Source organism: Ramlibacter sp. MAHUQ-53 (assembly GCF_052600055.1).
Window position 1 is genome coordinate 215940 of record NZ_JBQWTS010000001.1, and the last position, 12864, is coordinate 228803.

The 12864-nt window shown below is 71.0% G+C and carries 10 protein-coding genes; 1 reads left to right on the top strand and 9 read right to left on the bottom strand.

What is annotated here, in order from left to right; all coding sequences use genetic code 11:
* The first annotated feature begins 398 nt into the window (after nucleotides 1-398).
* Nucleotides 399-1442, top strand: a complete 1044-nt coding sequence (locus ACT80S_RS01035) for an amidohydrolase family protein (protein ID WP_377411569.1) — start codon at nucleotides 399-401, stop codon at nucleotides 1440-1442.
* A gap of 22 nt (nucleotides 1443-1464) precedes the next feature.
* Here ACT80S_RS01035 and ACT80S_RS01040 read toward each other — a convergent pair whose 3' ends face one another.
* From ACT80S_RS01040 to ACT80S_RS01080, 9 genes are all read right to left on the bottom strand, one after another.
* Nucleotides 1465-2931 (bottom strand): aldehyde dehydrogenase family protein, encoded by a 1467-nt coding sequence (locus ACT80S_RS01040; RefSeq protein ID WP_377411571.1) that lies wholly within the window; start codon nucleotides 2929-2931, stop codon nucleotides 1465-1467.
* A gap of 23 nt (nucleotides 2932-2954) precedes the next feature.
* Nucleotides 2955-4586, bottom strand: a complete 1632-nt coding sequence (locus tag ACT80S_RS01045) for a GMC family oxidoreductase (protein ID WP_377411572.1) — start codon at nucleotides 4584-4586, stop codon at nucleotides 2955-2957.
* Between the two features lie 72 nt (nucleotides 4587-4658).
* On the bottom strand, nucleotides 4659-5654 hold the full coding sequence (locus ACT80S_RS01050) for a Bug family tripartite tricarboxylate transporter substrate binding protein (RefSeq protein ID WP_377411574.1): 996 nt from the start codon (nucleotides 5652-5654) through the stop codon (nucleotides 4659-4661).
* A 151-nt stretch (nucleotides 5655-5805) separates the two neighbouring features.
* A complete protein-coding gene (locus tag ACT80S_RS01055) occupies nucleotides 5806-7065 on the bottom strand; it encodes an ABC transporter substrate-binding protein (RefSeq protein ID WP_377411576.1) in 1260 nt (419 codons plus the stop codon).
* 70 nt (nucleotides 7066-7135) lie between these two features.
* Nucleotides 7136-7846, bottom strand: a complete 711-nt coding sequence (locus ACT80S_RS01060) for an ABC transporter ATP-binding protein (RefSeq protein WP_377411578.1) — start codon at nucleotides 7844-7846, stop codon at nucleotides 7136-7138.
* Nucleotides 7833-9635 carry a branched-chain amino acid ABC transporter ATP-binding protein/permease gene (locus tag ACT80S_RS01065; RefSeq protein ID WP_377411580.1) on the bottom strand — a complete coding sequence of 601 codons (1803 nt, stop codon included), beginning with the start codon at nucleotides 9633-9635 and terminating at the stop codon, nucleotides 7833-7835. The genes ACT80S_RS01060 and ACT80S_RS01065 overlap by 14 nt, the downstream gene beginning before the upstream one ends.
* Nucleotides 9628-10584, bottom strand: a complete 957-nt coding sequence (locus ACT80S_RS01070) for a branched-chain amino acid ABC transporter permease (protein WP_377411582.1) — start codon at nucleotides 10582-10584, stop codon at nucleotides 9628-9630. The genes ACT80S_RS01065 and ACT80S_RS01070 overlap by 8 nt, the downstream gene beginning before the upstream one ends.
* Before the next feature lie 260 nt (nucleotides 10585-10844).
* Entirely contained in the window at nucleotides 10845-12035 is a 1191-nt protein-coding gene (locus ACT80S_RS01075) for a CaiB/BaiF CoA transferase family protein (protein ID WP_377411584.1), read from the bottom strand.
* A gap of 34 nt (nucleotides 12036-12069) precedes the next feature.
* Nucleotides 12070-12855 (bottom strand): IclR family transcriptional regulator, encoded by a 786-nt coding sequence (locus ACT80S_RS01080; RefSeq protein WP_377411586.1) that lies wholly within the window; start codon nucleotides 12853-12855, stop codon nucleotides 12070-12072.
* Nucleotides 12856-12864: the final 9 nt, after the last annotated feature.

Consider the following 12864-nt stretch of genomic DNA (forward strand, 5'->3'; position numbering starts at 1 on the left):
TCCGCGGGGTGTTGTCGGCAAGGAGGGGACACGTCGCGTCGGCCGGGCCGCCGGCCGTGATGCGCTTGGCGGCTTTCCTGAGGGGGATCCCGCCGGCGCCGGGCCTCTGCGCCGATCGGGAGGACGCATCCGAAGGGGCGGGGTCGTTCATCGCGCGGGACCGGGGACGGCCGTGCCATGCATTTGTTTCGATTTCTAGAAACTCTCTTCGAAACTTGAGATGCATTTTCGCCTTCACGGGTCGCGGCGCATCAGGCATTTCCCTGAGCCTCTCAGGGGAGACTCGACCTAGAATTTTTCTTTTTACCGGAAACTAATTCACATTTTCGAATTGCGGCAAGTCTTGCCAGGCTTCCGCTTCCACTGCCGGATCGACCCTTCCCTTCCGAGGAATCGCCTTGACCCCACCCGACGCCCCGGCCGTGCCGCACCTCGTCGTCCGCCCGCAGTGGCTGGCCCTGCGCGAGGAGGAGGCGCTCGAGCCCGGGCTGCCCATCATCGACGCCCACCACCACCTCTGGGACCACGAAGGCGCGCGCTACTTCCTCGAGGACCTGCTGGCCGACACGGGCGCCGGGCATGACATTCGCGCCACCGTCGCGGTGGAGTGCAAGGCCCTGTACCGGACGGACGGCCCGGTGGCGCTGCGGCCGCTGGGCGAGACCGAGTTCCTGGTCGACGCCGCCGCGCGCAGCGCCGGGGATGGCCGCTGCCAGGTGGCGGCGGCCATCGTGGGCCATGCCGACCTGTGCCTGGGCGCGGCGGTCCGGCCGGTGCTGGAGGCCCAGGTCCGCGCGGGCGCAGGACGGCTGCGGGGCATCCGCTACAGCGCCGTCTGGCACCCCGACCCGGCCGCGCGCGGCTCGCTCGCGCGGCCCGCGCCCTACGTCATGGCCGACCCGGCCTTCCGTGCCGGCTTCGCCGAGCTCGCGCCCCTGGGCCTGTCCTTCGACGCCTGGGTCTACCACACGCAATTGCCCGAGCTCGCCAGCCTGGCGCGCCAGTTCCCGGGCACGACGCTGGTCCTGAACCATGTGGGCGGCGTGCTCGGCATCGGCCCCTACGCCGGCCACCGCGAGGCCGTGCGGCGGGAATGGACCGCCAGCCTGCGCGAGCTGGCCGACTGCTCCAACGTCTGCGTCAAGCTCGGCGGCCTGGGCATGCGGCTGTTCGGGTTCGATTTCGCCGACCGCGCGCTGCCCCCCGGCTCGCAGGAGCTCGCGCAGGCCTGGCGGCCCTACATCGAGACCTGCATCGAGCTGTTCGGCCCGCAGCGCTGCATGTTCGAAAGCAACTTCCCGGTGGACAAGGGCTGCTGCAGCTACGTCGTCCTGTGGAACGCCTTCAAGCGCATCACGGCCGGCGCGAGCGCGGCCGACAAGCAGGCCCTCTACAGCGGCACCGCGGCACGCGTCTACCGGCTCGCGCCCCCGGACGCCTGAGCCGGCCGGGCCCGCGCCGGGCTCACAGGCCCGGCAGCGAGACCGTCACGACCTTCTCGTCCATCATGTCGCGGATGGCGTAGCGCGGCCCCTCCTTGCCGTGGCCGCTGTCCTTCAGCCCGCCGTACGGCATGCCATCGACCCGCGCGCTGGAGGTTTCGTTGATGTAGACCGAGCCCACCTTCAGCGCGCGCGCGGCATGGAAGGCGCGGTCGATGCGCTGCGTGAAGATGCCGCTGGCCAGGCCGAAGCGCGTGCCATTGATGTCCTCGATGGCCTGCTCAAGGGTGTCGAATGCCAGCACGCAGACCACCGGGGCGAAGATCTCCTCGTCGAGGACCTTCATGCCCGGCCGGACACCCGCCAGCACGGTCGGCGCCATCACCGCGCCCGAGCAGGTGCCCCCCGCATGCACGCGGGCCCCGCCGGCCACGGCTTCCTCGACCCAGCCCATGGCGCGTGCCGCGCTGGCCGGGGTGATCAGCGGCCCCACCACGGTCGCCTCATGGCGCGGGTCGCCCGCCGGCAGGGCGCGCGCCGCGGCCGCCAGCCGCTCGCGCACCGCCTCGGCGAGGGAGCGCTCCACATAGAGGCGCTGCACCGAGGTGCAGACCTGGCCGGCCTTGCGGAAGGACGCGCGCACGATCTTCGGCAGGGCCAGGTCCAGGTCGGCATCGGCGCAGACCAGGGTGCAGGCGATGCTGCCCAGCTCCAGCTGGGTGCGGCGCAGCCCCGCGCCCGCCTGGATCGCTTCGCCGACGCGCGTGCTGCCGGTGAAGGTGTAGAAGTCGATGTCCGGGCACTCGAGCAGCCACTGGCCGACCTGCGCATCGCCGTGCACCAGCGACAGCAGGCCCGGCGGCAGGCCGGCCGCCAGGAAGGTGTCGCACAGCAGGCTGGCCGACAGCGGGGTGAAGCCCGAGGGCTTGAAGACCACCGCATTGCCCGCGGCCAGCGCGGGCCCGAGCTTGTGCAGCACGGCATTGAGCGGCGAGTTGAAGGGCGTGATCGCGCAGACCACGCCCACGGGCGTGCGCAGCGTGAAGCCCAGGCGGTGCTGCTGGCCGGGGTTGCCGTCCAGCGGTACCACCTCGCCGCCGATGCGCTTGGCCTCCTCGGCACACAGCTGCAGGGTGTCCAGCGCGCGGTCGATCTCGCCGGCGGCGTCGGCCCGGGGAAAGCCGGCCTCGGTGACGATCAGGTCCGTCCAGGCCTGGCGCTGCAGGCCGAGCAGCTCGGCCACCCGGCCCAGGATGCGCGCACGCTCGTAGGGCGGCGGCGACAGGCGCACACTGGCGCGCGCGACACGGCCGGCCAGCATGACCTGCTCGCGGGTGGCCTGCGCCACTTCGGCGACCGGCGCCTGCGTGTAGCGGTCGCGAACGGGCAGGCCGGGGCCGCCAGCCAGGCGGCGGCCGTCGATCAGGATGCCCGTGTCGGGAATCCCCAGGGGCAGCAGTTCGGCGGGGGTGGGCAGGGTCACGGTCATGGGCGGCGGGGATCGGGTGGGAGTCAGGCCTGCGGCTGCGCGGCGCGCAACGGCGGGCGGCCGAGGATCATGTCGGCGGCCTTCTCGGCCACCATCAGCGTGGCGGCCAGGGTGTTGGCCGACGGGACCTGCGGCATGACCGAGGCATCGACCACGCGCAGCCGCTCGGTGCCGTGCACGCGCAGCTGCGCATCGACGACCGCCATCGGGTCGGCGGCCGGCCCCATGCGGCACGAACCCACCAGGTGGTAGGCGGTGGAGCCGCGGCGCCGCGCGAAGTCCAGGAGCTCGTCGTCGCTGCGCACCTGGCTCCCGGGCAGGGTCTCGTGCGAGAAATGAGGCGCGAACGCGGCGCTGGCCATCAGCGCGCGGGCGAGCTTGAGCGCCGCCAGGACCACGGCCTGGTCGCGCGCGTCGGCCAGGTAGTTGGGCTGGACCTCGGGCATCACCTGCGGGTCGGCCGAGCGCAGCCGCACATGGCCGGCGCTGTGCGGCCGCTGCTGGCGCACACCGCAGCTCATGCCGGGGAAGTCGTCGAGCACGTAGTTCCTGCCCTCCTTGTAGCTGGCGGGCGTGAACAGCACCTGGATGTCGGAGCGCGCGAGCGCCGGGTCGGATTTCCAGAACAGGTGCATCAGCGACGGGCTCAGGGCCAGGATGCTCGGGCGGCCCAGCAGGTACCGGCCGATCTCCAGGCCCAGGCGCCAGCCGCGCGAGCGCTCGTTGATCGTGGTCACGCCGCGCGCCTGCGCGGCCACGCGCACGGTGAAGTGGTCGCGCAGGTTCTCGCCGACGCCCGGCAGCGCGTGCACCACGGGGATCCCCAGCGCCTGCAGCGCCTGCGGCGCCCCCAGGCCGGACAGCTGCAGCAGACGGGGCGAGTTGAGGGTGCCGGCGCAGACGATGACCTCGCGCCGCGCCCGCACCTCGTGCGTGCGGCCCGCCTGCGTGTAGCGCACGCCCACCGCGCGCCGGCCCTCCATCAGGAGCCGGTCGGCCCGCGCGTCCACCCGCAGGTCGACGCCGCCGCGCCGCACGGCCGGGTGCAGGAAGGCGTGGGCGCAGCTGACCCGGCGGCCGCGGTGGATGTAGCGCTGGAAGTAGCCAACGCCGTCCTGGCTGGCGCCGTTGTAGTCGGGGTTGAAGGGGATGCCCCGGTCCAGCGCGGCCTGGATGAAGGCCTCGCACAGGGGGTGGCGCCAGTCGGGGCTGGTGATGGGCAGCGCACCGTCGCGCCCGCGGTAGCGGCTGTCGGCCGGCCCCAGGCGACGCTCCGAGCGCATGAAGTACGGCAGCACGTCGCAGTAGGCCCAGCCTTCGTTGCCGCCGGCGGCCCAGTCGTCGAAATCCTCGGGCTGGCCGCGGCTGTAGACGAGGCCGTTGAGGGAGCTGGAGCCGCCGACGACGCGGCCCTGCGGCAGGCGGATGGCACGGCCCGCCACGGCCGGCGCGGGCGCCGTCTCGAACGGCCACAGCAGGCGCTCGTCATAGAGCATCTTGACGAAGCCGCCCGGGATGCGGATGTAGGGACTGCGGTCGCGCCCGCCCGCCTCGAGGACGCAGGCCGTGACGCCGGGCTGGGCGGCCAGGCGGTTCGCCAGCAGGCAGCCGGCCGGGCCGGAGCCGACGATCACGTAGTCGAAGCTGTCCGCCATGGGGCTCGATGGATCCAGGAGGGGCGTTCACCGGACCGGGCGGCGCTCGATCGCGCGCCCGGGCGGCGGCGGTCAGTCGAGGGAGATCTTGGTCCGGCTCACCACGGAGCGCCAGGTGGCGACGTTGCGCTTCATCAGGTCGGCCATGTCGGCGGGGTTCAGGTAGGCCGGCTGCACGCCCGCTTCGCGCAGGCGGGACTGGGTGTCCGGATCGGCCAGCACCTTGCGCAGGTCCTCGCTGATCTTCGCGGCCAGGGCCGGCGGCAGCTTGGCCGGCCCGAGCAGGCCGTACCAGACGTCCGCGTCGAAGTCGATCCCGGTGGCCTCCTTGATGGTGGGCACGTCGGGCAGCTGCGGCTGTCGCGCGGCGGTGGTCACCGCCAGCGGTCGCAGCCTGCCGGCCTTGATGAAGGCGTCGAAGGCCGACTGCGCGCCGAAGGACAGCTGGACCTCGTCGGCCAGCAGCGCCTGCACCGAAGGGCCGGAACCCTTGTAGGGGATGTGCGCCATCGACAGGCCCACCTTGTGCGAGAACTCCTCGGTGGCCATGTGCGGCGCGGTGCCCGCGCCGGCGGTGCCGTAGTTCAGCTTGCCGGGGTTGGCCTTGGCGAAGGACACCAGCTCGCCCAGGGTGCGCGCGGGCATCTTCTCGTTGACGACCACGACCAGGGGCATGTGGCCGTAGCGGCCCAGGGGCGTGAAGTCCCTGAGCAGGTCCCAGGACAGGCCCTTGTAGGCGACCGTGTTGATCGTGTAGGAGTTCACCGCCAGGAGCAGCGTGTAGCCGTCGGGCGACGCCTTGGCGACGATGTCGGCGCCGATGTTGCCGGCCGCGCCGGGCTTGTTGTCGACGATGACCTGGTGGCCCCACAGCTGGGACAGCTTCTGCGCAACGATGCGCGCCGAGATGTCCGAGCCGCCGGGTGCGAAGCCGACGACCAGGCGCACCGGGCGCTCGGGGTAGCTGGCCTGGGCGCTGGCCGCCAGCGGCATGCCCAGCGTGAGCGCCAGGAGGCCGGCGACGCGCCGAAGCGTCGAGCGGCGGGCGGGAACGGCGGAAGTCGTCATCCTTGTCTCCTTCGTGTATTCGCTTTTTCGAAACGAATTACCTTTTATCGAATTGACTCTACCAGCGCCTTCCGGGTCGGTCGACCTCGGCAAGCCGCCTCCGGGACAGGAAAAGGGGGACGCAGGCCCCCCTTGGCGCTGCCCCGGCCGTTCAGCGCTTCGGCCACAGCGGCGGCATGACCGCCAGGGAGGCCGGGTAGACCGGCACCGGCACGCCGTCACGCCACTGCAGGATCACGGTCTCGGCGCCCTCGCGCACGCCACGCTCGTTGAACTTCAGGCGGCCGCCGGGGAAGTACTTGGCGGCGCCCTCGGTGGTGTTCATCGCACGGATGGCATCGGCCACCTTGACGCGGTCGGCGGACCGGGCCGACTCCATCGCGTCCTTGAGGATCCACATGTCCCCGTACGTGGAGATGCTGTCCTGGGTCATCCAGGGCTCGTTGAACTTCTGCTTGAAGTCGGCGACCAGCTTCTCGTGGCCCTTGCCGCCCCAGTTGGCGATGACGACCATCACGCCTTCGAGCAGGTCCTTGTTCATGATCTTGAGCAGCTCGGGCGCCCCGAGCGGCCCGCCGTTGGTCACCACCGGAATCACGCCCTTGCCGATGCGCATCTCGCTCATCTTCTCGAGCAGGAGCTTGGTGTCCGGCACGTTGGTGGTGAGCATGAAGGTGAAGTCGGGCCGCGTGTTGCGCAGCTTCTGCACCACGGAGGTCGCGTCGGCCAGCGGCGGGGTGTAGACCTCGTCGACCGCCACCTTGAGCTGCTCCTTGGCGAAACCGCCCTCGCGCATGCCCTTGGTGAAGCTCATCGGGGAGGCCGTGTTGTCCATCACCACGCCGACCGACTGCGGCTTCTTGCCGGTCGCCTCGGTGGCCAGCTTGAGGATGATGGGCAGCGCGTCACCGGCCTGCTGGTTGGCCGTGGGCGAGGTCTGGAAGACGTACTTGAAGCCGCGGCTGGTGATCTGGTCCGAGTACGACAGCGTGAGGAAGGGCAGGTTCGCGCGCTCGGTCACCTCGGTGGCCGCCAGGGTGAAGGAGCTGACGAAGGCGCCGGTGGCGCCCACCAGGTCGGGATGGTCGGCCAGCATGCGCTGCGCGGCGCTGCGCGCCTTTTCCACGCTGTCGCCCGCGTCGACCGTCACCAGGCGCATCCTGGCGCCACCGAGGGCCTTGATGCCACCGGCGGCGTTGATGTCGTCGATGGCCAGCTGCGCGCCCTTGACGTGCAGCTCGCCGTTGCGGGCCCAGGGCCCGGACAGCGGCACGACCACGGCCACCTTCACTTCGGCCGGGCGGGCCTGCGCCAGGGCGGCGCCTTGCGGCAGCGCCCAGCCCAGGGCCACGGCGGCCGTCGCCGCGGCCACCAGGCGCCGCTGGCGGCCCATCACGTCATTCGTTTTCATGCGTATGTCTCCTTTGGAATCGTCGTGGGGAAGAGGCCCGCCCGGCTGGGCCGGGCCCGGGGGAAAGGAACTACATGCCCAGGTAGGCCTTCTTGATCTCGGGGTTCTTCGACAGCGCCTCGTGGGTGCCCTCCAGGGCGACCCGGCCGGTTTCGAGCACGTAGCCGTAGTCGCAGGCCTCCAGGGCCTCGCCCACGCGCTGCTCCACCAGCAGCACCGTGACGCCGTTGTCGCGGTGGATCTGCTCGATGCGCTCGAAGATCGCATCGGCCACCGCCGGGGCCAGGCCCATCGACGGCTCGTCCAGCATCAGCAGCTTGGGCCGCGAGGCCAGGCCGCGGCCGATCGCCACCATCTGCTGCTCGCCCCCCGAGAGCGTGCCGGCCAGCTGCGCGGCGCGCTCCTTCAGGCGCGGGAAGAGCGCGTAGACCTGCTCCAGGGTCTGCCCGAACTGCTTGCGCGCCGCGGCGGACTGCGCGCCCATCTCGAGGTTCTCCAGCACGGTCAGGCCGCTGAACACCTGGCGCCCCTCGGGCACGTGCGCGATGCCCCGGAGGGCGCGCTCGGACGGCGAGCGCACGCGGGTCAGGTCCTCGCCGTCGAAGACGATGCGGCCGGCCTGCGCGGGAACGCTGCCGGAGATGGCCTTGAACAGCGTCGACTTGCCGGCACCGTTGGCGCCGACGATGGCGATCAGCGCGCCGGCCGGCACCTCGACGTGGACATCGACCAGGGCACGGACGTCGCCGTAGGAGACATGAAGCCCTTCAATCTGCAGCATGCTTCACCCATTTCTTGCCGAGGTAGGCCTCGATGACCGTGGGGTCGCTGGTCACGGAAGGCGGGTCGCCGACCTTGAGCACCTTCCCGTGGTCCAGCACGAGCAGGCGGTCGGCGAGGCGGACCATGGCGTGCATGGTGTGTTCGATGATCACCAGGGTCATGCCGGCAGCGCGCAGCCGCTCCAGGACGTGCAGGACCTGTTCCACCTCCGCGCCTCCCAGGCCCGCCAGGACTTCGTCGAGCAGCAGCAGCCGGGGCTGCGAGGCCAGGGCACGGGCCACTTCCATCAGGCGCAACTGGACTGCCGTGAGGTTGCCGGCCAGGCGGGAGGCGACCTGCGCCAGGCCGACCTGCTCGAGTGCGCGCAGCGCGGCATCGCGCGCCCGGTCGTCGTCGGCCTGGCTGGACAGGGCCCCCACCAGCACGTTGTCCAGCACCGTCAGGCGCGCGAACGGGCGGGCCACCTGGAAGGTGCGGCCGATCCCGAGGCGGCACACCTCGAAGGGCTGCAGCCCGGTGAGCTCGCGGCCTTCGAAGAACACCTGGCCGGCCGAGGGCGGCACGATGCCGTTGAGGAGGTTGAACAGGGTGGTCTTGCCCGCGCCGTTCGGGCCGATGATCCCGAGGATCTCGCCCTGGTGGACCTCGAAGCTCACCTGCGAGACGGCCTTCAGGCCGCCGTAGTTGCGGGACATGTCCACCACCCGCATGACGACCTCCTGCGGGCCGCGATCCGGCCGGCGCCCGGGCGCTGTCGCAGCCGCCGGGAACGGGAGGACGGTCGCCGCGGCGGGCTCGGCAGGCTCGGCGGGCCTGGGGGCGGCGCGGGCGCGCCGCTGCGCGACCCACGTGAGCACGCCCTGCGGGGCCACCAGGATCACCGCGATGATCGCCAGGCCATAGATGACCCCCTGGATGCCCGGCAGGTGCTCGCCGATGGTGCTGGTGAGGAACTCGCTCAGCGGGATGAGCGTGACGGCCCCGAGGATCGGCCCCGCCACCTGGCCCACGCCGCCGAACATGGTGAAGATCAGCGCCTGCGCGGAGACCAGCATGCCGAAGGTCGAGTGCGGCGTCACGATGATCAGCAGCACCGCGTACAGGGCGCCCGCCAGGCCGGCGATGCCGCCGGAGATGGCCAGCGCCCTCAGCTTCCAGCGGAACGGGTCGATGCCGCAGGCCTGGGCGGCGAGCTCGTTCTGCTTGATGGCCAGCAGGGACAGGCCGAAGCGCGAGCGCCCCAGCTTCAGGTTCCAGAGCACGGCACCCACGAGCATGGCGGTGGCCAGGAGGATGTAGATGCGCGGCTCGCCGAACTGCATGTAGGCCCAGCCGTTCTCCTTCTTCATCGGCAGGGCCAACTCCTGCAGGCCGAGGTACTCGAAGATGTAGAGCATCGACAGCGGGTAGGCCAGCATGGCCAGGCTGAAGTACACGCCGCGCAGGCGGAAGGTGGGAAAACCCACCAGCAGGCCCGCCAGCGCGCCGACGGCCGCGCCGGCGACGACCCCCACCCAGGGCGTGATGCCGGCGTACTCGAACAGGATGGCCACCGTGTAGGCGCCCAGGCCGAAGAAGGCCGCGTGGCCGAAGGACAGCAGCCCCGAGTAGCCGCTGAAGATGTTCCAGGCCACGCCGAGGGTCGCCCAGATCGGGATCAGGGTCATGACCAGCAGGATGTAGCTGTTGCGGGTGGCGCCCGTGAGGAGCAGGTAGGCCGCCGCCAGGCCGATGGTGAGGAGGAACTGGCGTGCCAGCCCCCGGGAGGACAGGGTGGTCTCAGGCACGGTCGGTGCTCCTTCCGAAGAGTCCCTCTGGGCGCAGCAGCAGCGTGAGCAGGAACACCAGGAAGATGGCGGTGCCTTGCAGCTGCAGCGGCAGGAACAGCGAGGACATCTGCTGGATGAACCCGATCAGGATGCCGCCCCAGAGCGCCCCCTTGACGCTGCCCATCCCGCCGAGCACCACGCCCGTGTACATGATCACGATGAACTCGTGGCCCACGTAGGGCTGGAAGGGATAGGACGAGGCGAGCAGGCCGCCCGCGATGCCGGTGACGGCGCCGCCCAGGGCGAATGCGGTGCGGTGGGCGCGGCTGACGTCTATGCCCATGTAGCTGGCCGCCACCGGGTTGTCGGCGGCGGCCCGCAGGGTCTTGCCCGTGCGCGAGCGCGTGATGAACAGGATGACCACGAGCACCATCGCGAGCGCGACGACGAGGCTCAGGCTGCGGGCCTTGTTGAAGAAGACCATCATCTCCGCACCCAGCGGCAGGCCCCAGGCGTCGCTGGACAGCGGGGTCTGGATGGTGTGCTGGGACGACCCGAACAGCAGCAGGCCGCCGTTGGCCATCACCAGGGAAATGCCCAGGGTCAGGATCAGCTGGGGATAGTGGCCCTCGCCCTCCGTGCCGCTGACGCGCGCGCCGGTCACGCGTGCGAGCAGGCCCGGGTGCAGGGCCGCCCCCAGCAGGTACAGAGCCACGCCGGCGAGCAGCGCGCTCACCACCAGCCCGCCCCAGGCGCCGAGCATCGCGCCCAGGCCCAGGGAGCCGAACGCGAACAGCGCCGCGTACATGCCCAGCATCATGAACTCGCCCTGGGCGAAGTTGATGACCCGCATGATGCTGAAGATCAGGCCGAGGCCCACGCACAGCAGGCCGTACACCCCGCCCATCAGGAGGCTGGTGACCAGGGCCTGCAGGATGTTCTCGACCAGGATCGCGGACGGACTCATCGGGCCCTCCTTCGCGCGATCGCGCCCGGCGCGTGCATGGGATGTCTCATTCTTCGTCTCTTCCCTCTAAATTCGTGAATTGGAAACGTGATCCTCTTTTCGGAAAAATACTCTAGCGGACGAATGTCCGTTTGCAAAGGGGAGAAGGCCTGAGGGCGCGGCGTCGGGCGGTGATGGCGAGCGCGCAGGGACGCGCCGCGCGCCTTACCGGCGCGTCGTGCGTGGGAATGGAGCGCCGCAGTGCGCGACGCCTGGTGGGCTCAGGTCACGCCGGAGCGGGCCAGTTCCTCGATGCGCTCGGGCGACAGGCCGAGCGTGCGCAGGACGTCGGCCGTGTGCTGGCCCAGCGTGGGCGGCGGCGCGTGGATCGCGGCCGGCGTGCCGGAAAACTTGACGGGGAAACCCAGCTGCGGGATACGGCCTTCCACCGGGTGGTCCACGTGCAGCAGCATCTGGCGGGCGCGCACCTGCGGGTCGTCGAAGGCTTCGCGCAGGGTGTTGACCGGGCCGCCAGGGATGTCCTGGCGCATGAACAGCTCCACCCACTCGGCGCGGGTGCGCTGGAGGAAGACGTCCTCGAGCCGCCGGAACTGGCGCGCGCGGGCCTCACCCTCGGGGAACTGGTCCTCCTTGAGCTCCGGCACGCCCGCGGCGTCGCAGAAGCGCGCCCAGAAGTGCGTCTCCAGCGCGCCGAGGGTGACGTAATGGCCGTCCTGGCAACGGAAGATGCCGTAGCAGGCGGCGCCGCCGAGGTTGCGGTACTCGCCGCCGCGCGGCTCGAGGTTGCCGAACAGGGGCTCGGCGGCGTGGTACGTGAGGAAGGACATGGCCGCGTCCATCATGGAGACGTCCACGAACTGGCCTTCGCCGCTGGCCTGGCGGGCCAGCACGGCCGCGAGGATGCCGTACACGCCCGTGAGCGAGGCGCCGATATCGGCGGTCAGCAGGCCCGGCACCATCGGCGGGCCGCCGGCCTGCGAGAACAGCGGCAGCGCGCCGATGATGCCCATGTAGTTGAGGTCGTGGCCCGCGACCTTCCGGTAGGGCCCGTCCTGCCCGTAGCCCGAGATGGCGCAGTACACCAGGCGCGGGTTGACCGCCTTCAGTGATTCGTAGCCCAGGCCCAGCCGGTCCATCACGCCCGGCCGGAAACCCTCGACGACCACGTCACTGGACGCGGCGAGCTCGCGGAAGATGCGCTTGCCCTCCTCGCTCTTGAGGTTGAGCGTCATGCTTCGCTTGTTGCGGTTGCACAGCAGGAAGGTGCCGGAGTCCTGCTGGCCCAGGGGCGGAAACTCCCGCTGGTAGTCACCGCGCCCGGGCTCCTCGACCTTGAGCACGTCGGCGCCGAGGTCGCCGAGCATCTGGGTGCACAGGGCCGCCGGCAGCAGGCGGCTGGCATCCAGGACTTTCAGGCCCGCCAGGGCAGCAGGGTTGTTTGCAGGGGGCATGGGGTCCTCGGGGTTGCTGGCGGGCGGCCCGGCCTCAGGCGCTGCGGCGGGCCGGCCTGGCCTTGGGGCTGTCCTGCCTGAAGTTGCCGAGCAGACGCTCGATCTGGGTGGCGCAGGCCTGTGAGGCGCTGAGCAGCTTGCGTTCGTGCGCCTTCGTGGCGCGGGTGGCCAGCACCGAGACGTGGACGGCGGCGGCGAGCTGGCCGTCCGCGTTGCGGATCGGAATCGCGTAGCCGACCACGCCCGCCGTCGACTCCTCCTGGCTCTTGGAGTAGCCCTGCGCACGGATGCGCTCGTACTCCTGCGCGAGCGCCGCCGGGTCGGTGATGGTGCCGGGCGTGAGCTTGACCAGCTTCTTGCCCATCACCTGGGCGGCCAGCTTGTCGTCGAAGGCGGCGAACAGCTTGCCGGTGGCGGTGCTGTGCAGCAGCAGCGGCTCGCCCAGGCGGATGTCCAGCGAGATGCGCTGGGTGCCCAGGATCCGGTCGGCATAGACGACCCGCGCGCCCAGGCGCAGGCCCAGGTAGATGTCATCGCCGATCTCGCGCGCCAGCTCCTGGAGCGGGCGCCGTGCGAGGCCGCGCACGTCCAGTCCCTGCACCGTGCGCAGCGCCAGCGCCACCGCGCGGGGCCCGACGAAATAGCGCAGGTCGTCGTCGACCACGGCGACCTCGGCCGTCACCATGGTCTGCAGCATGTTGTGCACGCTGCTCACGGGCAGCTGAAGGGCCTCCTTGATCTCCGTCAGCCGCAGCCCCTCCTTGTGGGAGACCAGCAGGTCGAGGATGTCGAAAGTACGCAGGTACCGGTCGGGATTCATGGCGGAAAT